This is a genomic window from Crassaminicella profunda (assembly GCF_019884785.1).
In the GTDB taxonomy this organism is placed as follows: Bacteria; Bacillota; Clostridia; order Peptostreptococcales; family Thermotaleaceae; genus Crassaminicella; species Crassaminicella profunda.
The window spans coordinates 500,511-522,572 of record NZ_CP082326.1 but is presented as its reverse complement, the minus strand read 5'-3'; the positions used below and the strand labels follow the sequence as shown (position 1 = coordinate 522,572).

Sequence of the window (22,062 nt, the reverse complement as noted above, 5' to 3'; positions counted from 1 at the left end):
CAATTCCCCCTATTTTAAAACCTTTATAGCTTTATATCCCGTAACTTTACTTAGCTTATTAAAATAAATTAGTAAATCATCTACTATCAAATCATTTAACATAAGATATCTTATTTCTACATGTTTTTCCCATTTTTCTAGTGTAAAAACAGAATAATATATATTTTTATTTATCTTTTTCTGAAGCATACTCTAGTATATCTCCCGGCTGACAATTAAGCTCTCTGCATATGGCTTCCAGTGTTGTAAATCTTATGGCCTTTGCCTTGTTGTTTTTGAGTATGGATAAATTGGCATTTGTAATCCCCACTCTTTCTGCAAGCTCTGTAAGGGAGATTTTTCTCTTTGCCATCATCACATCTAAATTTACAATAATCCCCATAACGCCCTCCTCTAAATGGTAAAATCATTTTCTTCTTTTACTTCAACAGCCTGCTGAAAAACTTTTGATAATACTAAAATAAAACATCCTGAAAAGAAAAATATAAAAAACTCCATATCCGTATGAACACCTTTCATATCGATAGTGATAAGATTAAAATCTACATATTTGGGATTGATAAAAAAGTTTATGAGATAGCATCCCGTAATAATAAAGCATTCTATAGCAATATTTCTTAGTCTTTTTGCATTTTCTCTTATGAATGGGTTCACATGAATAAGAGACTCTAAAATTTTTCTTAAATGAAAAATAATCAGCATCAAAGATATACTTCCTATTACAAACAAACTATAGATGATACTTTTTCGAAATATACTGATTTCAAGATCATTAGTGGATAGTACTTTTATAGATAAATAAAAAAACATAACCACTCCAATCATTAATAAAATATTTAATAGAATCTTTAGACCACTTGTTAAAGATCCTTTTCCATAATACTTCATAGACAAGCCTCCTTTTATTATTTTACGGTTCTATATTATCATGATATAAAATGTATTTCAATATATTTTTATTGAAAAACGATAATGTTTTATTATTAAATAATAAACCCCTTATAAAATCTCTATTTCCTTTCATCTTTCTTTTACTTTTTTTATTTTCCAATGCATAATTTATATTTTTCTCTAGTATTATATAGAGTCGCTATCAACCTTAAAGACTATATATTTTTTAAAGGAGGGATTTTTTTGTGTACCTATAAAGAAGAACTTTTAAATAATTTAAGAAATAAAAGATCTCATCAATTGCATATCCTACAAGATTTAGAAAGAAATCTCCAAAAGCTCTCTGCTGATGAAATTGAAATAAAAGAACTCCTATTAAAAGTACAAAAGAAAGAAATAGAATCATTACATGCCATCAATCATGAAATAAACAATCTGACAAATTCTTAAGCACTCTCCATCATAAAAGTTTATAAAAAGGGTTCAAAAAAAAATAAGACTATCATCAGTCTTATTTCCTTTTATCACTACAGCTTAAATTTCTCTATAACTTCCTTCAAACTAGCTATTTTCTTTAAATTATCACCAGAATTTTGTTTGATCTCTACTATACGGTCTAAAGTCTTTCTATTTTGATGATCTATATGATTCATACTTTTAGTCGTATCTACTAGATTTTCAGTTGCTATATTACTTTTTTCTAATATTTCATTTGAAGATGCTGTTAGTTCTTCAAAAGTAGCATTCAACTCTGCCATTGCATAATGAATATTTTCTGCATCCTTAGAATAAGAATCTGCCGCCATTACCATTTCATTGTATTGAGGTAATATATCCTGATCAACAAAATTGATAATCTTTAGTGTACTATCCCCTAGATAATTCACTGTATTAACAATTTTACCAGTAATTAATTGTATATTTTTAGCAGTCTCTTTTGCACTATCTGATAATTTATGTATTTCATTGGCAACAACTGAAAAAGCACTGCCATTACTTCCACTACTTGCTGCCTGAATAGATGCATTTAGAGAAAGCAGATTTGTTTGTTCTGCTATCCCATTTATTTTTTCTGTTAATACATTGATTTCATTGACCGTTTCGATTTCCTTTAATGCTTTTTCTACATTGTATTTAACCTCTTCATAAACGTTCTTGGTATTTTTTTCTGATTCTAAAGATGCATTTTTCAAACGATTGGCTCTCTCATTCACTTCTATAGTTACTGATGTTGTTTCTTCCGTTTTTTGTGCAATTTCCATCAAAGCCTTTTGCACTTCGTACAATGTTTCATCTATTTTTTCAATAGATGCTGCTGCTAAATGAATTTCTTCATTTATCATAGAAATTTCGTTGGTATTGCTATGTATGGCTTCATTCACGTTCAATAATAATTCATCTTCTTTTGTTATATTCTCATTCAATAATTCTGTATCCTCTTGTGTTTCCTTCAAAAAATCCTTCACTTGCTTTGTCATTTCATTGATAGATACTGCTAAATATCCTATTTCATCCTTTGTATGAATTTCTAGATGATTTATTTTAATTTGTCCATTTTCGTCTTTTCCAATATTTTTTGTCATTTTGATAATAGGTTTTGAGATTCTATTACTTAAAAATAAACTCATACAAACTAATCCTATTATAAACACACCTGCTAGTATGATTTTCGTTTTTATATTCTTTTCCAATTCCTTTTCGAGGAAAAGTTTTTGAGAATTGATAGAAGCATGAATATCATCTATGTAATTTCCAGTACTAATAATATATCCCCAAGGTTTAAATAATTTAGAATAAGCTCTTTTAGGACTTAATTCTCCAGTTCCTACATTTTCAGGTTTTTCCCACATAAAGTCCACAAATCCACCATCTGTATTTTTTTTAGCTGTATCAATAATTTCAGCAATTAATTTTACCCCATTGGGATCTTGAATATGAATTCTATTGGTTCCTTCTTTTTTAGGAAGCATAGGATGTCCTATCAAGTTTCCTTGTGTATCATCTATCCAAAAATATCCTTGATCATCTTTTCCATATCTTAATCTTTTCACTGCCTCTATTGCACGGTTCTTTGCTTCTTTTTCCTCTAATACGCCTTGTTGATTCAAATCATAATAATATTGCATCATCCCTAATGCTATATTTACATCATCTTTAATCATTTGATTATAGTCTTGAAGAGATTTTTCCTCAATTAATTTCATTTCATTATTGTTTTGTGCTTTTATAGCCCTTACATCAATAAATGCTGTTAACAATACAATGATCAGTCCACTTAGCACAATGGAAGCCATAATTTTATATTTTATTTTATTGCTTTTATTTTTTTGTTTATGTGCTTTCATAAATTTCTAATCCCCCTTTATCGATTTTTAAATTTTTTTCAAAAACACAAAAACTGCCATAATATCAAAGCATCATGGCAGTTAGACAATCATGGTATAACTCATCAACTAAATTATACTTTAGACTCTATACTTTGCGTCCTAATCTTTCAATTAGTTTGCTCTTTTCATAACTATGAGATGTTTATCATTTTACATACATTTCAAAAACAACATTTCTTTACATTATTTTTAATTTTAGTAATATTATAGCATGATTTGTCAAAAAATCAAACTTTTTTCTTATATGAAATTATTTCATACGTGTTTTACCCTTTCATTATTTATGTATAAACTCATGGTATCTTCATACGAAATTATAATAATATTTATTCCTTTCACAAAAAATATTATATAATAGACCTAATAAATAAAACCGATTAGAAATGAGGAATTTTTAATGTTTAAAATATTAATTGTTGAAGATGAGGTAAAAATCAGAGAAATCATTTTAGAAAATATAAAAAAGTGGGGATTTGACGGATTGTGTATAGAAGATTTTTCTGAAACATTCAATACATTTATACAATACGATCCCCATTTGGTTTTAATGGATATTAACCTTCCTTCCTTTGATGGATTTTACTGGTGCAATAAAATGAGAGAAGTATCAAAGGTTCCTATTATCTTCGTCTCCTCAAGAAATACAAATATGGATATCATTATGGCTGTAAATATGGGAGGAGATGATTTTGTACAAAAACCTTTCTCCTTAGATGTTCTTATGGCAAAGGTCAATGCCCTTTTGAGAAGAACCTATTCTTATTCAAATACTGAAGTAAGTGTTCTTGAGCACAATGGAGTAGTCCTTAACTTAAATGATAATATTTTAAATTATAATGAAGAAAAATTAGAACTTACAAAAAATGAATTTAAGATTCTTCATATATTGATGAAAAACAACGGAAAGGTAGTCAGCAGAGAAAAGATTATGAGAAGCCTTTGGGAGGACGAGAGCTTTGTAGATGATAATACTTTAACTGTAAATATTAATCGTTTGCGAAAAAAGCTGACTAACATTGGATTAAAGGATTTTATTGAAACGAAAAAAAGACAAGGATATATTGTATTATAAAAATAAATATTTACTTTTTTAGAAAATAAATTTTTAAAACTTTCTTTTAAAATTTTATATCCTTTAACGTGCAAAAGAGGCTATCTCGTTATTTTGAGACAGCCCCTTTTATTATGCATAACTTTCTTCTTTTTCTAAGTTTTTAAAAGCTACTGAAAGCATCAATTTTATACGATTGATCTGATTTACTTCACTAGCCCCTGGATCATAATCTATAGGTGCAATATTCGCTTTTGGATAGCTTCTTCTTAGTTCTTTGATCATTCCCTTTCCTGTTATATGGTTTGGTAAACACGCAAAGGGTTGAAGACAAAGAATATTTTTTGTACCACTTTCAATGAGCTCTATCATTTCTGCTGTTAAGAACCATCCTTCTCCTGTTTGGTTACAAAGGGATAAATGACTTTTTGCAGCATGGGCTAGTTCCTCAATTTCTTTTGGTGCTTCAAATCTTTTACTTTCATGTAGCACCCTTCTCATATCCTTTCGATAGCTTTCGATTCCTCTTATAGCAATATTTCCAAAAATCATAGATAGAAAATTTCCTGATAACTTTTCATATTGTGTTTTACGATCATATGCACAATATAATAAAAAGTCCGTAAGATCTGGTACCACCGCTTCTGCCCCTTCACTTTCTAAGAAATCTACTACATGATTATTGGCATCTGGATGGAATTTCACAAGAATTTCTCCTACTACACCTACTCTTGGTTTTACTAAATCCTCATGAATCTCTAATCCATCAAAATCTTCAACAATTCTTTTAATATTTTCTTTGAAGTCTTTTTTCCTACCCACTTTTAAGCTTTCTTTGCATTTTTTCACCCAAGTATGATACAAATTATTGGCTGATCCTTTTATTTTTTCATAAGGGCGAACCCGAAGTAATACTCTCATTAAAAGATCGCCATAAATAAGTCCCATCATTAAATTATCTAATGTAGAAGGTTTTAATTTAAAACCTGGATTTTTCTCAAGTCCTGATGCATTCATGGAAATCACAGGAATCTGCTTCATTCCTGCATCCTTTAATGCTTTTCTTAAAAAGGCAATATAATTGGTTGCACGACAGCCTCCACCTGTTTGGGATATGATAACAGAAGTATTGTTCAAATCATACTTTCCTGATTTTAAAGCTTCCATAATCTGGCCTATAGTAATAATAGCTGGATAGCATGCATCATTATGTACATAGGTCAGTCCCTCATCGACAGCACCTTTTCCTACTTTTCCTAAAATTTCTATATTGTATCCTGCCTTTTTAAATCCCACATCTAAAAACTGAAAATGTATAGGAGACATTTGAGGAGCTAAAATCGTATGATTTTTCTTCATTTCCTTTGTAAATAATACTTTTTCATCATTTTCATAAAGCCTTTTAGGGTAAAAGTTTCTCTTATCCCTTTCTTTAATAGCTGCTAGGAGAGATCTTATACGGATTCTTACAGCTCCAAGATTATTGATCTCATCTATTTTTAATAAGGTATAGATTTTTCCGTATCTTTCTAATATCTCTTGAATTTGGTCTGTTGTAATAGCATCTAGTCCACAGCCAAAACTATTTAACTGAACCAGTTCTATATTTTTACGCTGTGCAACAAAAGTAGCTGCTGCATAAAGTCTTGAATGATATACCCATTGATCTACCACCCGAAGAGGTCTTTCAGGTTTTTTAATATGACTTACACTATCTTCTGATAGTACTGCAAACCCTAAAGATTTTATAAGCTGTGGAATCCCATGATTAATCTCAGGATCTACATGGTAAGGTCTTCCTGCTAGGACAATTCCTTTTATATTATTTTCATCTATATATTTTAAGGTCTCTTCCCCTTTTTTTCTTATATCCTCTCGGAAACGTTCAAGCTCCTTGTAAGATATTCTTACAGCTTTTATAATCTCTGTCTTTGGAATGTTTTCTCCTTTTAATTCTTCTACTAACCGCTTTTCCATTCTCTTTTCATCATCTATTGGTAGGAATGGATGGTAAAAAACAATCTCTTCACTTTTTAAACGATCTATATTGGCATAGATAGTCTCTGCATAAGAGGTAACTACAGGACAATTATAATGATCTCCTGCATCTAGATCTTCTTTTTTATTATAGGGAATACATGGATAAAAAATCTTTTTTACCCCTTTATTCATTAAATCCATCATATGACCATGAACAAGCTTTGCAGGATAACATACACTTTCTGAAGGAATGGTTTCCATTCCTAACTCATATATTTTTTTAGAGGAACGACCCGATAAAATAACCTGGTAGCCTAATGCTTTAAAAAAGGTAGCCCAAAATGGATAATCCTCATACATATTCAACACCCTAGGAATTCCAATGATTCCTCTTTTGGCTTCATCCTTTGATAAAGGTTTATAATCAAATACTCTCTTATACTTATATTCATAAAGATTTGGAATAAGATTTTCCTCTTTTTCTATCCCTGCTCCTCTTTCACATCTGTTCCCTGAAATATATTCTCTTCCATCAGAAAAATGATTAATGGTAATCAAACAATTATTTCCACATAATCCACATCGCTTCATAGATGTTTCTGTTTTAAAGGTCTCAAGTTCATTTTCTTTCAATAAACTGGTTTTATATCCCTTTGTAAATTGCTCTCTTGCAACTAAAGCTGCACCAAATGCACCCATGATTCCTGCTATATCCGGTCTGATCACTTCTTTTCCAATGATTTTTTCAAGAGCACGAAGGACTGCTTCATTATAGAAAGTTCCCCCTTGTACAACTATTTTTTCTCCTAAATCCTTTGGATTCCTCATTCTTATTACTTTGTATAAGGCATTTTTAATAACAGATATGGAAATTCCTGCTGAAATATCCGTTACATCTACATTTTCCTTTTGTGCCTGTTTTACCCTTGAATTCATAAATACAGTACATCTAGTCCCTAAATCTACTGGACTATGAGACTTAATAGATTCTTTTGCAAAGGAAGCTACATCCATATTCAATGAATTTGCAAAGGTTTCAATAAAAGAACCACAGCCTGAAGAACAAGCTTCATTTAACATAATAGAATCAATGGTACCATTATGAATTTTTAAACTCTTCATATCCTGTCCACCAATATCTAATACAAAATCTACTCCTGGAAGGAAAAACTCAGCTGCCTTGTAATGGGCTACCGTTTCAATTTCTCCTAAATCAATCTTTAATGCTGCTTTAATTAAATGCTCTCCATAACCCGTTACAGTAGAATTTACGATCTTTGTCTTTTCATTCATCTGCCCATAAAGATCTTTACATGCAGCAATAGTAGAGGTTAATGGTTTTCCCATATTGCTTCCATAGTGAGAATATAAAAGTCCTCCATCTTCATCGATTAAAGCAATTTTAGTTGTAGTAGAACCTGCATCGATTCCTAAGTATGCATTTCCTTCATAAGTTTTTAAATCTACTCGTTTTACCTTAGCTTTACGATGTCTTTCTTTGAATAAATTATATTCTACATCATTTGAAAATAAAGGGGCAATCTTTTTATTTTCTCCATACCCCTTAGCATAAATTCTTGGTACCTTTTCATATAAACACTTAAAAGGTACAGGCTGTTCATCTTTAGAAGAAATGGCAGCCCCTATAGCTACAAAATACTGGGAATCTTCAGGGAAAATCACTTTTTTATCCTCTATCTTTAACGTATCTATAAACCGATTTCTAAGCTCTGATAAAAAATGTAGTGGTCCTCCTAAAAAAGCAATATTTCCTTTAATAGCTCTTCCTTGGGCAAGCCCACTAATGGTTTGATTGACAACTGCTTGAAACACAGATGCAGCAATATCTTCCTTTGCAGCACCTTCATTTAAAAGAGGCTGAATATCTGTTTTAGCAAACACACCACATCTAGATGCAATAGGATAGATGATTTTATGTTTCCCTGCTAATGCATTCAGTCCTTGCGCATCTGTTCGGAGTAAAGCTGCCATTTGATCGATAAACGCTCCTGTCCCCCCTGCACAAGTTCCATTCATTCTTTGTTCAATAGATTCTCCAAGATAGGTAATCTTTGCATCTTCTCCACCAAGCTCTATAGCTACATCCGTATCTGGAATCATATTTTCAATGGTATTGGTACAAGCAATCACTTCTTGTATAAAAGGAATCTCAAGTTTTTCTGAAATATTGAGTCCTCCAGAACCTGTAATCATTGCTGTGATAAAATTATCCTCTAAAACGCCTTTTGCATCCTCTACCATAGATACAACCGTATTTTTTATATCTGAAAAATGTCTTACATATTTTTTATAAAGCACGTCAAATCCTTTATCTAATATAACCATTTTTACTGTTGTTGAACCTACATCAAGTCCTACTTTGAGAACTTTTTTCATCCTTTAATCCCCCTATTACTTAGATTAATCGATCTTCACATTTTCCCAAAAAAAGTCAATGTGTGATTTTATCAAATCATCTCTAGATTCTCTATTTTTATCACTAAAATTTGAAAGAAGATGATCTAGATTAAAAAATATCAAAGGACCTAAAAATTCATTTGCAAGAATCAATGGATTTTTTTCCTTGATTAACCCTACCTTCATCATCTTTAAAAAAATATGTTCAAGCATTATTTTACCATTTTCAAAAACATCCTTTTGGATAAGCTCCTTTGCCTGATGATCTCGAAACATTTCCATCATAATAATTTTTAAAAATTTAGCTCGATCTTCATCATTAGAATAAATCATAATTTTATCCGCAATCACCATTAAAAATTTCTTTGGATCTTCTTTCATCCATTTCATATCTATATCTTTTAAAAAGATCTTACGTACAGATTTTATTTCAATAAAGTATAAATTTTTTAATATGTCATACTTTCCTGCAAAATGATTGTATATGACACTCTCTCTAAATCCTGCTTCACGAGAGATTTGTCGTACAGATGTAGCACTATATCCATTTTTTGAGAATAATTGTAAAGAAGTTTCCATTATTTTTTGTTTTGTAGGATTTCCATCATCTATCATTTTTTTCTTTCTCTCACTCCCCTTTAGCAGACATAAATATATACCATTTAAACCATAAAAAGTAAAATAACGAGCGTTATTATTATATATAATAACGCTCGTTATTTTTTATGTCAATAGGTTTGAATTTTTTTATTTTTTATTTTTTGTTTATACCTATACATCCGTTCATCACCTATTTTCACCAACTCGTTATAATCATTACTTTCCTTTGGAAAACTAGCAAATCCATAACTAAAACTACAGATTATATCATTTTCTTGCCATATGATCGGATGATTTTTAAAATATCTTATGAGGGTTTCAAACTTCTCAGTAAGACTTATCTCATTTGCCTCAAAGAAAACCCCCACAAATTCGTCACCGCCATATCTTGCAAAAATATCTGAATCTCTTATCTGTCCCTTTAGGGTCGTAGCAAAACTTTTTATTAATGCATCTCCTGCTAAATGTCCATACGTATCATTTACATATTTTAATCCATTTAAATCAAATATACATAATAGAAAACTTTCATCATAGCGAATAGCTTTTTTTATATAGCTTTCAAATAATTCTTCAAAATAACTTCTATTATAGATATTCGTTAATTCATCATATCTTGATAAATAAATACTTCTCTCATAAAGTCTATGTTTACTAATAGCAATTTCAATTTGACTTCTCATATACTCCATAATCTCTAGATCTTCTTCATCAAAAGCATGATTATTGATGCTGTCTACATTTAAAAATCCATAAAATTTTTCTTCTATAGTAATGGGCGCACTAATAATAGATTTTATGGACAATCCTTTTTCCGTCAGTAAAGCTGTTTTATCTACCATTTTATCAACATCATTGATAATCACTACTCTATCAAGCTTCCCATTCGTCTTTCTCCATACAAAAGATTCCTGAAGTGAAACACTAAATTTATTAACTTCTTCCCTATTATATCCTTTTGATCGAACAATTCTTATCTGCTCATCTTTTCCTAAAAGCAATATAGATCCTTTCTCTCCACCATCCATTGTAGTGATTGCCTTTTGTAGTATCAAATCAAATAATTCATGAATATCTAAAGTGCCAATAACTGCATGGGTTACTTCTGCCATAGCATCCTTTAATTTTAATAACCTTTGTATTTTTTTTTGAGCCTTTTTTCGTTCCGTAATATCTACCATAACCCCAACAATCCCTTTTGTTTCTTCCTTTTGATTCATATAAACAGCTTTATTGAATATGACATCATGATAAGTTCCATCCTTATACGGAATGTTTGCTTCATAAATTTGTTTTCCCTTTTTCTCCATTAACTCACAATCTGCTTTGTAATAAATATCTGCAAGCTCTTTTGGATAAGTATCATATACGCCATGATTAATCACTTCATCTCTTTTAAGTCCTAAATATTCTATTAAAGCTTTATTACAATGCCTATAAATCATTTTTTCATCCTTATAAAATATCGGATTAGGAATAGTATCTATAAGGGTCTGAAGAAATTTTAAATTTTCCTGTATAGCCAATTCTGTTTCCTTATAGTCTGTAATATCCTGTACTGTACCCATCAATTTTAATTTATTCCCATCCTCATCATATAAAAGCATGCCATTTCTTCTAATCCAACTTTCTTCTCCATCAGGTTTAATGATTTTAAATTCTACCTTTTCAACTTCATTAAAATCTCTTATTTTTATGATAGCTTCTTCCATATCTTTTTTATAACTTTTATGAACTAAATTTTCAAGAAGCCATTGGTAAGTTCCATTAAACTCTTCTTTTTCAATTCCAAGTATTCTATAGGCTTCATGAGAAAGAATCAATTGATTCAACCTATAATCCCATTCCCATCTACCTAAATTAGCAATTTCTTCTGCACATTTTAAGCTGGTTTCTCTTTCTTTTTGTTTTTCTTTCATATATTCCTTTTCTTTATTCCTACTTTTAAATAAGGATATGACAGCATTATATATTGTTGAAAACATTTTGGGCATTTTATCCCCCCTAAAAACATAATATTCTTATTTCTATTATAAACTTTTCAGACTATTTTTACTATATTTCTACCATAAAAGCCCACTTTTATAAGTGGGCTTCATAACAATCAGACAGATATTTAATTTCTCCTAAAATTTCTTTTTCTAGTTTTTTTATATTTGGAACATAAGCTTTTAATAATGTGAAATTTCCATCTAAGGTATATGTCCCTAATCCTGCAGGAATGAATAGGGTATCCCCTTTTCTAATTTCTTCAATCCCATTAGAATACCGAATTAAACCTTCTCCATCAATACAGATAAAAATATAAAATCTTTCTTTATCACTTTTTTCTATACAGCTACTTTCAATCTTATATTTCTCTAAAGAAAAATTATGATCATAGCAATAGTAAGTCTTTTCATATCCTTCCCCTTGAGTACAGAGCCCTGAAGCTTTTCTTGCATGAAGTGAAAAATCCATCACATCCATTGCCTTTTTTATATGGAGTTCCCTGCCTCGATTATAGTCATATACTCTATAAGTAGTATCACTATTTTGCTGAATCTCAGCTACCAAAACACCTTCCATTGTATGAATTAATCCACTTTGAATAAAATATACATCGCCCTTTTTAACAGATATACGATGTAGACAAGGCTCTAAATTTCCTTTTTCTAAAGCTTCTCTAAAACCTTCAGGAGAGCAATCTTTTATCCCTAATATCATATTGGCATTCTCTTCAGCCTCTAATACAACCCAAGCTTCTGTCTTTCCTAAATCATTCTCATTTTCAATGGCATAAAAATCATTAGGATGCACTTGAATAGATAATTTACTTTGTGCGTCTAAAAACTTGATGAGTAATGGAAAATGTTCCTTTGAAATTTCCGTCCCAAGAATATCTTCACGCTCTTTTAATATTAGTTCATCTAACTTCATCCCTTTATATTTACCATTTGCAATGATACTGATTACATCCTTATGGCATGCAATTTCCCAACTTTCCCCTATTTCCCCTGAGGGTAGATCTTCTCTAAAAGTTGATAAATTTCTTCCACCCCAAACTTTATTTACATATATATGCTCAAATTTTAGTGGATACATGCACCCACCTCCCACTTATACTTACACTAATCTTTCTAGCATATTTTTGATATTTTTATCTCCTTCTCTCAATCCCTTTAAAAATTCAGGTTTATCCATGTTCTTATATAAATTTTTAATAAGAATTTTGGTTTTTGCTATATCCTTTTCAGCAATACAAATCATAAAAATAAATTCTACCCATTCTTTATCCCATTTCATTGAATGCTCTAACACCGTAAGAGCAATACAAGATTTTTTTACTTCTTTTGGATCTCCATGGGGAATAGCTATGCCATTTCCTACTTCTGTAGCCATAATATTTTCTCTTAATAAGACACTTTCCTTAAAATTTCTTTTAATATATTGTTTTATTTCTAAATATTCGCACATTTCATTTATTACTTCTTCTTTGTTGTTTATTTTTTTACTTCTATAAAAAACCTCTTTTTCAATAGGATTTTCCTTTAAATCCTTATGAACCATTTTTTGATGAATCTTATAAATATATTGATCTACCTTTCTTATATCTGCTTGGGTAAAAAGAGGACTAATAACTAACACTAGCCGATCTATTTGAAGAGGAACGGTGGATATAATCAAATCAGCATCATCTAGCATATCCTTTGTTAATTCTGTAGAAGCAACAATCCCTAAAATCTCAATTTCTTTAAAGCATCTTTGAAGTCTTGCTGATAATAATTGAGAAGTACCAATTCCACTATGGCAAATTACCAAGGTCTTTATTTGTCGTCTATTCCTTTCTACAGCTGCTCCTAGATGAAGGGCTATATAGCCTATTTCTGATTCTGGTATCTTTTTATCCAAATATTTTTCAAACACTCTACTACTCATCCAAGCTACTCCAAAAATATCTGGATAATTACTTTTGATGTCTTCTAAAATAGGATTGTTTAAAGTCAATCCATATTTTAGACGATTGATTGTTGGTCTTAAATGCAAAATCAATCCATTAATAAGGGCTTGATCCTCTCTCAAATTCATATTCAATGCATCACTTGCTACATCTACAATACTTTTGCCTATTTCTACTGCAATTTCTGACTCTTCAATCTTTTCAAAGGAAAATTTCAAATCCCCTAAATCTTTTTGATGAATTTTACTTCCTAATATATGAAGGGTAATATATCCTATTTCTGATTCTGGTTTTAATACATTAAAGTATTCCTGCATTTTGCTACTCATTTCTTTTGCACATTGAAATTCTTCTGTATTTTTGATATTACTTAAAATGGTCCTAGATAACAAAATATCCTTACCTTCTTTGATTCGTCTCATAGATATAACAATATGAATTACTAAGCTAATATAGGCTTCCTGAGAAAATCTAAATTTTAGCTGTTTCTCTACCCCATTTAACAGTTCTTCTAATCTTTTATAATCTATATCCATCAATCCTTTAAGCTCTATCAGAGATGGATAGTCAATTCTCCCGTTATATGCTGAATACAATAATTCCTGTAGTTCCTCAACTTCCTTGCTCTGAGAAAGAAGACTTGAAATAGCCTTCCTGTAATCTTCTTCTTCTCCTATAACCTCTACCCCATAGTTTCTTTTTTTATTTAATTTTAAATGAAAATCCTCAAGCCACATTTCAAGTTCTTTTAAATCATTATGAATAGTTGCCGTGCAAACATACAATTCATCAGCAAGCTCTTGAATGGTGATACTTTTACTATTCATAAATAGTCTTTTTAAGATATAGTTTTGCCTTCCTTCACGAGAATAGGGCTCAACATAATCAATATCTTTTTTGAGTCTTTGCAAAAGCTGTACTTTATTTTCTTCAGCCCCTTCAATCCTTGTACCTACTCCAGTCTTTTTGCTTAATCGTAACCCTTCCCTTTCCACAAAATCCTGAAGTTTTTTCAAATCATTACGTACTGTCTTATTAGATACCTGAAGCTCTAAGGCTATTTGGTTGATCGTAACGGGTTCTTTATGCTCAAGTAAAATTTTGGTGATTTTCATGATTCGATCCATACAATTCCTCCTCTATTGGGAGTATTTTAATCCTTTATTCTCCAAATCCACTCTTTATAAGGGATGCAATAGCTTTTACAGCCTCTTTTTCATCTTTCCCTTCAGCTTCTAAAGTAATTTTATCCCCCTTCATTGCTCCCATACTCATTACGCTAATAATACTCTTTGCATTATACGGTCTATCCTTTTTAACCATTGTAATTTCTGATTGAAACTTTGAACTTTCCTTTACTAATACCTGCGCTGGCCTTGCATGGAGTCCCATTTCATTTTGCACAATTACTTCTTCACAATACATAAGTAAATCCCCCATTCTATTTTTTACTACTTAAATGATCCACAATCTTATCTAGTAATGGGCCCGTTTTCTTAATCACATCTCCAATGGCTACATTCACAACAGGAATTCCTTTAAATCTGTCTTTTCCTTTTATAGCCATATCCTTTGTCAAAATAACTACATCTGCACCTTCTAAATCATCTTTTGTAATTTCATTTTCAATTCCTATAGATCCTTGAGTCTCTACTTTTATTTCAAAACCTTTTACTTTCCCTTCCTTTTCTAAAGCTTCCGCAGCCATATAAGTATGAGCAATACCTGTTGGACAAGCAGTTACAGCTAATATTTTCATATTCATCTTCCTCTCCTTATACTTGTGGTAATTTTTTATTTCAAAATACTTGTAAATATTCCAATTTATTCTTAACATTATAATACCACATTAAGACATTTATATAATTCATAACAATTACCGTATCAATGTGGCAAAATTTATGTTATTGTATTTTTATTTCTTTAAACTAAACTAGCTATTCTAAGAATAGCTAGTCTTGATATGTATTAAAAATCTATACTAATCTCTTCATCATTATTTTCTTCTTCTCTTTCTTCTACTACATCCTTTTTCAATGCATTTACCATAAATGCTGCAATGGCAACTCCAACTAATACAGCTATAATAAACATGATTCTGTTATCTACTACAGGAAGTACAATTGGTCCTCCATGTGGTGCATGGTCTCCTACTTTTCCTATTGCTGCAATTGCTGCTCCAATAGATGAGCCTACAACAATAGACGGAATTACTCTAAATGGATCTCCTGCTGCAAATGGAATAGCCCCTTCTGTAATACCTATCAATCCCATTGCAAGAGCACCCTTACCTGCTTCTTTTTCTGTCTTACTATATTTTTTAGGACTTAAAAGTGTTGCAACCCCCATTGCTAGAGGTGGTACACAAATAGCTACTGCTACTGGACCCATAATTGTATATACACCCTCACTAATCATAGCTGCTCCAAACATGAAGGCAACCTTATTGACTGGTCCACCCATATCAAAGGCAATCATTGCACCCATGATGATTGCAAGAAATACTGAATTTCCTGTTCCCATACTCTTTAATGTGGCTGTCATTGATTCCATCAAACTGCTAATTGGAGCTCCAATAATATACATTACTGTACCTACAACTAATGATGTTAATAAAGGAATAACGAATATTGGCATGATAGCTCTTAACTGAGTAGGTACTTTCCATGATTTAATCCATTTAGCCGTATATCCTGCTACAAAACCTGCTACAATCCCCCCTAAAAATCCTGCTCCTATTTCATTAGCTAATGCACCACCAACAAGTCCTGGTGCAAGTCCTGGTCGATCTGCAATACCAAAAGCAATATATCCTGCCAATACAGGTACCATAAGTCCAAAGGCTTTAGCACCGATGTTTAACATTTTTTCTAAAATTGGATTAGTTACATTTGCTCCTGTTCCAGCTTCTACCCCACTTAGTGCAATGGCTAGTGCAATTAATACCCCACCTATTACAACAATTGGAATCATGTAAGATACACCTGTCATAAGATAAGTTCTTACATTTTTCACTTCATCTTTCATTGAAATATCCCCCTTTTTAATTTTATTGATAAGTTCTCTATATAAAGCCCTTAGACTCTATAAAAGAAAAGGCTTCATAGCAATTCTTCTATGCAGCTATTTCTGCTAAAACATCCTCTAATAAATTGATTAGTTCTTTCTCATTTCCTATTTCTAAAAGTTTATTTCTGAATTCTTCATTCATCATTCTTCTAGACAAAGCTGCTAAAATTCTTAAATGTTGGTTGGATGCTGCTTCTTCTGGTACTGCAATAAGAAAGATCATCTTTACAACTTGACCATCTAAAGATTGCCACTCGATTCCATCTTCACATCTACCAAATGCCAAAGTTGGAATTTTTACAGCATTACTTTTTCCATGTGGTATCCCTATTCCAAAGCCTATTCCTGTAGTTGACATCTCTTCTCTTTCCATCACAACCTTTAAATAGCTACTTGCATCGTTTAGTCTTCCACATTGATTGACTCTCTCTACCATTCTCTTTATAGCTTCTTCTTTTGTTGCTACTTTTAAATTTAAATCTATCAAATCAGTAGTGATAATTTTTTCCATCGTGTCATCTCTCCAATCGTTTTCTTATAGATTTTTTTCTTATATTTATCATAGCACGTTTTTAATAAGTCTATTAAAACTCCTATTGCCAGATTGATGTGGTAATATTTTTAGAATTTTCCACACAAAAAAAACATAGTCTAATGACTATGCTTTTCTCTAAATAGAAAGTATCTTGGTCAGCTCATACATTTCTTTATCAAATATTCTTTCAACACTGAGTGCTTCATGAATATCCATATGCATGATTTTATTCTCCTTCATGCCTACGACTCTTCCAGATTCATCATTCATAATAAGTTCTACTGCTTTTGCTCCCATTTTGCTTGCAAGGATTCTATCAAAGGACGATGGACTTCCTCCCCTTTGAATATGCCCAAGAACTGTAACCTTTGTTTCTATTCCTGTTACTTCTTCTATTTCTTTTCCTAATTCAAAGGCATTTCCACCGATTCCTTCTGCAAGCATGATAATACTATGAAGCTTTCCTCTGCTTCTTCCTTGAATCAGTTTTCTACATACATCATCAATAGAAAATTCTTCTTCTGGTACAATAACACTTTCAGCCCCGCCTGCAAGACCTGCATAAAGGGCAATATCTCCACAATGTCTTCCCATTACTTCAACAATATTTGCTCTTCCATGGGAGGTAGAAGTATCCCTTATTTTAGTGATGGCATCCACTACTGTATTTACTGCTGTATCAAAACCAATTGTGTAGTCTGTATAGGCTAAATCATTATCAATGGTTCCTGGAATTCCAATGGTTTTGATTCCTGCTTCACTAAGCTTAGAAGCTCCTGTAAAGGAACCATCTCCACCGATGACTACAAGTCCTTCTATACCAAAAACTTTTAGAACATTTAATGCTTTTTTTCTTCCTTCTTCTGTTCTGAATTCTTCACATCTTGCTGTTTTTAAAATGGTTCCTCCTCTGTGAATAATATCCGCAACAGAAGATAGGTTCATCTCTTTAATGTTTCCATTGATCAGTCCATTATATCCTTGATCAATGCCCATTACTTTCATATCATTATATATTCCCGCTCGAACCACAGCTCTTATGGCTGCATTCATTCCTGGAGCATCTCCTCCACTGGTTAGTACACCTATGGTTTTCAAAGCATCTTCCTCCTATCTCCAAGCTTTACCTGCTGCACCGAACATTCTCATTTTTTCTGCAATGATTTCCTTCATTGCTACTCTTGCTGGTCCTACGATTTTTCTTGGATCATAAACATCAGGATTCGTTTGTACAAATTCTTTTACTGCCTTATGAAAAGCCATTCTTATGTCCGTATCAATATTGATTTTGTTAATTCCAAGACTAACTGCGCGTTTAATACTTTCTTCTGGTACACCAGATGAACCATGAAGTACGATAGGCATATTTAATCTTTCTTTTATTACTTTAATTCTATCAAAATCAAGCTTTGGCTCTCCCTTATAAGGTCCATGGGCTGTTCCTACTGCAATAGCTAACGAGTCTACACCCGTCTCTTTTACAAAACGAACGGCTTCATCTGGATCTGTATAAGTAGCATCCTTTTCATCTACAGATATATCATCTTCTGTTCCACCGATTTTTCCAAGTTCTGCTTCAACAGATACACCTACTGCATGAGCCATTTCTACAATTTGCTTTGTCTTATTTATATTTTCTTCTAATGGATGGTGAGACCCATCAATCATAACAGAAGTAAATCCATTACGAATACATAGCATGATTTGTTTAAAATCAGTGCCATGATCTAAATGAATAGCAACAGGAACCGAAGTCTTTTCTGCTGCAATTTTCCCCATTCCAGCAATATATTCTACTCCTGCGTATTTAAGTCCACCTTGACTTGCTTGAATGATTACAGGTGATTTTGTTTCCTCTGCTGCTTCAATAATTGCTTGTACTGCTTCCATGTTGTTTACGTTAAATGCTCCAACTGCATATCCATTTTCATGGGCATGCTGAAGTATTTCTTTACCAGTTACTAGCATTTTTACTCCTCCTTTGTTTTTTATGCTTCATGATTGCTTACAGCTTATATTCTCTTTTCTAATTCTTCTCTCAAATCTTCATATCCAGGCTTTCCAAGAAGTGCAAACATATTTTTCTTATAACTTTCTACCCCTGGCTGATCAAATGGATTAACCCCTAATAAATAACCACTCATTCCGCATGCTTTTTCAAAGAAATAGATAAGATTTCCAAAATAGTATGCATCCATCTTTGGTACATTTAGAATAAGATTTGGAACAGATCCATCTATATGTGCAAGTAATGTTCCTTCAAATGCCTTTTTATTTACAAAGTCCATTGTTTTTGTACTTAAGTAATTTAATCCATCTAGATTATCTTCATCTGCTTCAATGGTCATATCTAATTTTGGTGCTTCAATATTTAGCACCGTTTCAAACAAATCTCGTCTTCCATCTTGTATGTATTGTCCCATAGAATGTAAATCTGTTGAAAAGTCTACTGCTGCTGGGAATATGCCTTTTCCGTCTTTTCCTTCACTCTCTCCATATAGCTGCTTCCACCATTCAGAAATATAATGTAGACTAGGCTCATAATTTACTAATACCTCTATATTTTTTCCTTTTCTATGAAGAATGTTTCTAACAGCTGCATACTGATAACACATATTTTTGTCTAAATCTTTTTCCATATAAAGATTTCTAGCATCCTTAGCTCCTTGCATCATTTTCTCTATATCTATTCCTGCAACTGCAATAGGAAGTAGCCCTACAGGGGTAAGTACTGAAAATCTTCCTCCCACATCATCAGGAATAACAAAGGTTTCATAACCTTCTTTTTGTGCTAAAGTTCTTAAGGCACCCTTTGATTTATCCGTAGTAGCATAGATTCTTCGTCTTGCTTCCTCTTTTCCATACTTTTCTTCAATATGTTTTTTTAATACTCTAAAAGCAATAGCAGGCTCTGTAGTTGTCCCTGATTTGGAGATTACGTTGATACTTACGTCTTTTCCATCAATTACTTCTAATAGATTTTTTAAATAAGTTCCACTAATATTATTTCCTGCAAATAAAATCTTCACTCCATCCATCATATTGTAAAAGCAGTGGCTAAGGGCTTCAATAGCAGCTCTTGCTCCTAAGTAAGATCCACCAATTCCTACAACAATCAATACATCAGAATTTCCTCTTATTTTTTCTGCTGCTTCTTTGATTCTTATAAATTCTTCCTTATCATAATTGATAGGATAATCTACCCATCCTAAAAAGTCATTTCCTGCACCTGTTCTTTCATGAATCATTTCATGCGCCTCTACTATTTGTGTTTTTAAGTACTCCATTTCATGTTCCTTAATAGATGCATTTGAATAATCAAAACGTATATTTTTCATAATAGGTCTCCTTACCAATCAATTTTTATTTGTTAAATTTAATTTTACAGGATGAATATGAAAAGAACAAAATCTTATAGATCAACATTCTTTTCACATTCATCTTTCATAAATTCTTTTCTCAAGGAAACATCTATAAAATATTTTTTAAATAGCTTTCAATTTCATTTGCTGATCCCATACTTAAAACTTTATCAGAAATTTTTTTGCAATCTTCAACCTTTAATGAACGAATGATTTTTCTCGCTGGCAAGATAGATGATGCACTCATACTAAATTCATCTAGTCCCATTCCTAGTAGAATTGGAATCATTTTTTCATCTCCTGCTGCTTCTCCGCACATACCAACCCAAATGTTTTCCTTATGTCCATTATCAATGACCATCTTTATGAGTCTTAAAACACCAGGATTGAATGGGCTATAGAGATGATGAATTTTTTCATTCATTCTATCTACTGCAGTAGTATATTGAATTAAATCATTTGTACCAATACTAAAGAAATCCACATGCTTTGCTAATAGATCACTAATAAGTGCAGCAGATGGCACTTCGATCATCATACCTACTTCTATATTCTGTGCATAAGCTATACCTTCTGTATCTAAATCTTTCTTGGTTTCACTTAAGATCTCTTTTGCTGCTAATAATTCATCCAAACTTGAAATCATAGGAAACATAATCTTAAGATTTCCGTATACACTTGCTCGAAGTAATGCTCTTAATTGGGTTTTGAATATTTCTTTCTTATCAAGACAAAGTCTGATGGCTCTATAGCCTAAGAAAGGATTCATTTCCTCATCTATTTTTAAATAAGGAAGTTTTTTATCTCCACCAATATCTAATGTTCTGATAACTACTGGCTTATCCCTTAACCCTTCTAATACTTTTTTATAAGACTCAAATTGTTCTTCTTCAGTAGGCATACTGTCTCTATCCATATAGATAAACTCAGTTCTATATAAGCCTACTCCCTCTGCATCATTTTTGAGAAGTCCTTCAATATCCTTAGGGGTTCCTATATTTCCTACAAGCTCCACTTCTCTACCATCTAGTGTAACGCTTTTTTTCCCCTTACACTTTTCAAGCTCTTTTCTTTCATTTTCATAACTTTCCTTTAATCGTTTATACTTCTTAATTTGTTCTTCATTAGGACTAATGATCACTTCCCCAGTTTCTCCATTAAATATAATAAAGTCTCTATTCTTTACTTTATCTGTAATATCTCCTAATCCTACAACAGCTGGAATTTCTAAGCTTCTAGCCATAATAGCTGTATGAGATGTTTTGCCTCCAATATTCGTTAAAAACCCTAATACCTTTTCCTTATCCATTGTGGCCGTATCAGAAGGTGTTAAATCATTTGCAATAAGAATTACTGACTTTTCTAGCATCGATAAATCAACAACCGTCTCTCCCAAAACATTTCTAAGAACACGATCTGATACATCTTTAATATCTGCCGCTCTTTCTTTCATATATTCATTGTCCATAGCTTCAAAGATCATGATAAATTGATTAGCAATTTCCTGAAATGCATAAGCTGCATTTAGTTTTTCATTTTCAATTTTATTAATTGTTTGATCTACCATTTCAGGATCTTCTAAAATCATTAAATGTGCTTCAAAAATAGCAGCTTTTTCCTCTCCTAGTTCTTTTGAAGCTTTATCTCTAACCTTTGACAATTGCTCTTTAGAAGTTTTTATGGCTTCTAAAAATTTATTTTTTTCTATTTCTGTATTTTCAATGGTCTTCTTTTCTATGTTTAAGGTCTCATTTTCTACAATGAGTGCTTTCCCTAATGTTATTCCAGGAGAAGCACCTTTACCTAATAGCATTCTATCTCCCCTCCCT

19 protein-coding genes and 1 riboswitch are annotated in these 22,062 nt (G+C 31.7%); of the genes, 2 read left to right on the top strand and 17 right to left on the bottom strand.

Annotation, left to right across the window (positions count from 1 at the left end; translation table 11 throughout):
* Positions 1-9 precede the first annotated feature (9 nt).
* Genes K7H06_RS02170 through K7H06_RS02160 form a run of 3 tightly spaced genes read right to left on the bottom strand, consistent with a single transcriptional unit; the run spans position 10 to position 888 of the window.
* Positions 10-189, bottom strand: a complete 180-nt coding sequence (locus K7H06_RS02170) for a hypothetical protein (RefSeq protein ID WP_223038348.1) — start codon at positions 187-189, stop codon at positions 10-12.
* Positions 167-382 carry a helix-turn-helix domain-containing protein gene (locus tag K7H06_RS02165; RefSeq protein ID WP_223038347.1) on the bottom strand — a complete coding sequence of 72 codons (216 nt, stop codon included), beginning with the start codon at positions 380-382 and terminating at the stop codon, positions 167-169. Before K7H06_RS02165 ends, K7H06_RS02170 begins: the two co-directional genes overlap by 23 nt.
* A gap of 11 nt (positions 383-393) precedes the next feature.
* Complete coding sequence (locus K7H06_RS02160) at positions 394-888, bottom strand: DUF2975 domain-containing protein (RefSeq protein WP_223038346.1); 495 nt, start codon at positions 886-888, stop codon at positions 394-396.
* A 246-nt stretch (positions 889-1,134) separates the two neighbouring features.
* Between K7H06_RS02160 and K7H06_RS02155 the strand changes: the two genes are divergently transcribed.
* Positions 1,135-1,341, top strand: a complete 207-nt coding sequence (locus K7H06_RS02155) for a hypothetical protein (RefSeq protein WP_223038345.1) — start codon at positions 1,135-1,137, stop codon at positions 1,339-1,341.
* Between the two features lie 77 nt (positions 1,342-1,418).
* Here the strand turns inward: K7H06_RS02155 and K7H06_RS02150 are convergent, their stop codons facing one another.
* Positions 1,419-3,236, bottom strand: coding sequence for a methyl-accepting chemotaxis protein (locus tag K7H06_RS02150; RefSeq protein ID WP_223038344.1), 1,818 nt, complete (start codon positions 3,234-3,236; stop codon positions 1,419-1,421).
* A 73-nt stretch (positions 3,237-3,309) separates the two neighbouring features.
* A riboswitch (cyclic di-GMP riboswitch) is annotated at positions 3,310-3,409 on the bottom strand.
* 266 nt (positions 3,410-3,675) lie between these two features.
* On the opposite strand from K7H06_RS02150, the gene K7H06_RS02145 reads away from it, so the two are divergent.
* Positions 3,676-4,350, top strand: a complete 675-nt coding sequence (locus tag K7H06_RS02145; protein ID WP_223038343.1) for a response regulator transcription factor — start codon at positions 3,676-3,678, stop codon at positions 4,348-4,350.
* A gap of 111 nt (positions 4,351-4,461) precedes the next feature.
* Here the strand turns inward: K7H06_RS02145 and K7H06_RS02140 are convergent, their stop codons facing one another.
* The 13 genes from K7H06_RS02140 to ptsP form a co-directional block, all read right to left on the bottom strand.
* Positions 4,462-8,706, bottom strand: coding sequence for a 2-hydroxyacyl-CoA dehydratase (locus K7H06_RS02140; RefSeq protein WP_223038342.1), 4,245 nt, complete (start codon positions 8,704-8,706; stop codon positions 4,462-4,464).
* 24 nt (positions 8,707-8,730) lie between these two features.
* Positions 8,731-9,342: a TetR/AcrR family transcriptional regulator gene (locus tag K7H06_RS02135; RefSeq protein WP_223038341.1), complete on the bottom strand. Its 612-nt coding sequence runs from the start codon at positions 9,340-9,342 to the stop codon at positions 8,731-8,733.
* 113 nt (positions 9,343-9,455) lie between these two features.
* The gene (locus K7H06_RS02130) at positions 9,456-11,321 is read right to left on the bottom strand and encodes a sensor domain-containing diguanylate cyclase (RefSeq protein ID WP_223038340.1); all 1,866 of its coding nucleotides are present in this window, start codon (positions 11,319-11,321) and stop codon (positions 9,456-9,458) included.
* Positions 11,322-11,409: 88 nt separating this feature from the next.
* Positions 11,410-12,411, bottom strand: a complete 1,002-nt coding sequence (locus K7H06_RS02125; RefSeq protein ID WP_223038339.1) for a type I phosphomannose isomerase catalytic subunit — start codon at positions 12,409-12,411, stop codon at positions 11,410-11,412.
* Between the two features lie 21 nt (positions 12,412-12,432).
* Positions 12,433-14,394 carry a BglG family transcription antiterminator gene (locus K7H06_RS02120; protein WP_223038338.1) on the bottom strand — a complete coding sequence of 654 codons (1,962 nt, stop codon included), beginning with the start codon at positions 14,392-14,394 and terminating at the stop codon, positions 12,433-12,435.
* 34 nt (positions 14,395-14,428) lie between these two features.
* Positions 14,429-14,692: an HPr family phosphocarrier protein gene (locus K7H06_RS02115; protein ID WP_223038337.1), complete on the bottom strand. Its 264-nt coding sequence runs from the start codon at positions 14,690-14,692 to the stop codon at positions 14,429-14,431.
* A gap of 16 nt (positions 14,693-14,708) precedes the next feature.
* Positions 14,709-15,032, bottom strand: a complete 324-nt coding sequence (locus K7H06_RS02110) for a PTS fructose-like transporter subunit IIB (RefSeq protein WP_343216805.1) — start codon at positions 15,030-15,032, stop codon at positions 14,709-14,711.
* 203 nt (positions 15,033-15,235) lie between these two features.
* Entirely contained in the window at positions 15,236-16,294 is a 1,059-nt protein-coding gene (locus tag K7H06_RS02105) for a PTS fructose transporter subunit IIC (protein ID WP_223038336.1), read from the bottom strand.
* 88 nt (positions 16,295-16,382) lie between these two features.
* Positions 16,383-16,847: a PTS sugar transporter subunit IIA gene (locus K7H06_RS02100; RefSeq protein WP_223038335.1), complete on the bottom strand. Its 465-nt coding sequence runs from the start codon at positions 16,845-16,847 to the stop codon at positions 16,383-16,385.
* A 159-nt stretch (positions 16,848-17,006) separates the two neighbouring features.
* The gene (gene pfkA / locus K7H06_RS02095; RefSeq protein ID WP_223038334.1) at positions 17,007-17,969 is read right to left on the bottom strand and encodes a 6-phosphofructokinase; all 963 of its coding nucleotides are present in this window, start codon (positions 17,967-17,969) and stop codon (positions 17,007-17,009) included.
* A 12-nt stretch (positions 17,970-17,981) separates the two neighbouring features.
* A complete protein-coding gene (locus tag K7H06_RS02090; protein WP_223038333.1) occupies positions 17,982-18,839 on the bottom strand; it encodes a class II fructose-1,6-bisphosphate aldolase in 858 nt (285 codons plus the stop codon).
* 44 nt (positions 18,840-18,883) lie between these two features.
* A complete protein-coding gene (locus K7H06_RS02085; protein WP_484795928.1) occupies positions 18,884-20,212 on the bottom strand; it encodes a glucose-6-phosphate isomerase in 1,329 nt (442 codons plus the stop codon).
* A 130-nt stretch (positions 20,213-20,342) separates the two neighbouring features.
* Positions 20,343-22,046 carry a phosphoenolpyruvate--protein phosphotransferase gene (ptsP, locus tag K7H06_RS02080; RefSeq protein WP_223038331.1) on the bottom strand — a complete coding sequence of 568 codons (1,704 nt, stop codon included), beginning with the start codon at positions 22,044-22,046 and terminating at the stop codon, positions 20,343-20,345.
* Positions 22,047-22,062: the final 16 nt, after the last annotated feature.

Coding starts and splice junctions, on each gene's coding strand:
- K7H06_RS02100 (WP_223038335.1), bottom strand. CDS start 16,847: ATGGAAAAAATTATCACTACTGATTTGATAGATTTAAATTTAAAAGTA.
- K7H06_RS02150 (WP_223038344.1), bottom strand. CDS start 3,236: ATGAAAGCACATAAACAAAAAAATAAAAGCAATAAAATAAAATATAAA.
- K7H06_RS02125 (WP_223038339.1), bottom strand. CDS start 12,411: ATGTATCCACTAAAATTTGAGCATATATATGTAAATAAAGTTTGGGGT.
- K7H06_RS02110 (WP_343216805.1), bottom strand. CDS start 15,032: ATGAATATGAAAATATTAGCTGTAACTGCTTGTCCAACAGGTATTGCT.
- K7H06_RS02160 (WP_223038346.1), bottom strand. CDS start 888: ATGAAGTATTATGGAAAAGGATCTTTAACAAGTGGTCTAAAGATTCTA.
- K7H06_RS02170 (WP_223038348.1), bottom strand. CDS start 189: ATGCTTCAGAAAAAGATAAATAAAAATATATATTATTCTGTTTTTACA.
- K7H06_RS02130 (WP_223038340.1), bottom strand. CDS start 11,321: ATGCCCAAAATGTTTTCAACAATATATAATGCTGTCATATCCTTATTT.
- K7H06_RS02165 (WP_223038347.1), bottom strand. CDS start 382: ATGGGGATTATTGTAAATTTAGATGTGATGATGGCAAAGAGAAAAATC.
- K7H06_RS02135 (WP_223038341.1), bottom strand. CDS start 9,342: ATGATAGATGATGGAAATCCTACAAAACAAAAAATAATGGAAACTTCT.
- K7H06_RS02145 (WP_223038343.1), top strand. CDS start 3,676: ATGTTTAAAATATTAATTGTTGAAGATGAGGTAAAAATCAGAGAAATC.
- K7H06_RS02120 (WP_223038338.1), bottom strand. CDS start 14,394: ATGGATCGAATCATGAAAATCACCAAAATTTTACTTGAGCATAAAGAA.
- ptsP (WP_223038331.1), bottom strand. CDS start 22,046: ATGCTATTAGGTAAAGGTGCTTCTCCTGGAATAACATTAGGGAAAGCA.
- K7H06_RS02105 (WP_223038336.1), bottom strand. CDS start 16,294: ATGAAAGATGAAGTGAAAAATGTAAGAACTTATCTTATGACAGGTGTA.
- K7H06_RS02140 (WP_223038342.1), bottom strand. CDS start 8,706: ATGAAAAAAGTTCTCAAAGTAGGACTTGATGTAGGTTCAACAACAGTA.
- K7H06_RS02115 (WP_223038337.1), bottom strand. CDS start 14,692: ATGTATTGTGAAGAAGTAATTGTGCAAAATGAAATGGGACTCCATGCA.
- K7H06_RS02090 (WP_223038333.1), bottom strand. CDS start 18,839: ATGCTAGTAACTGGTAAAGAAATACTTCAGCATGCCCATGAAAATGGA.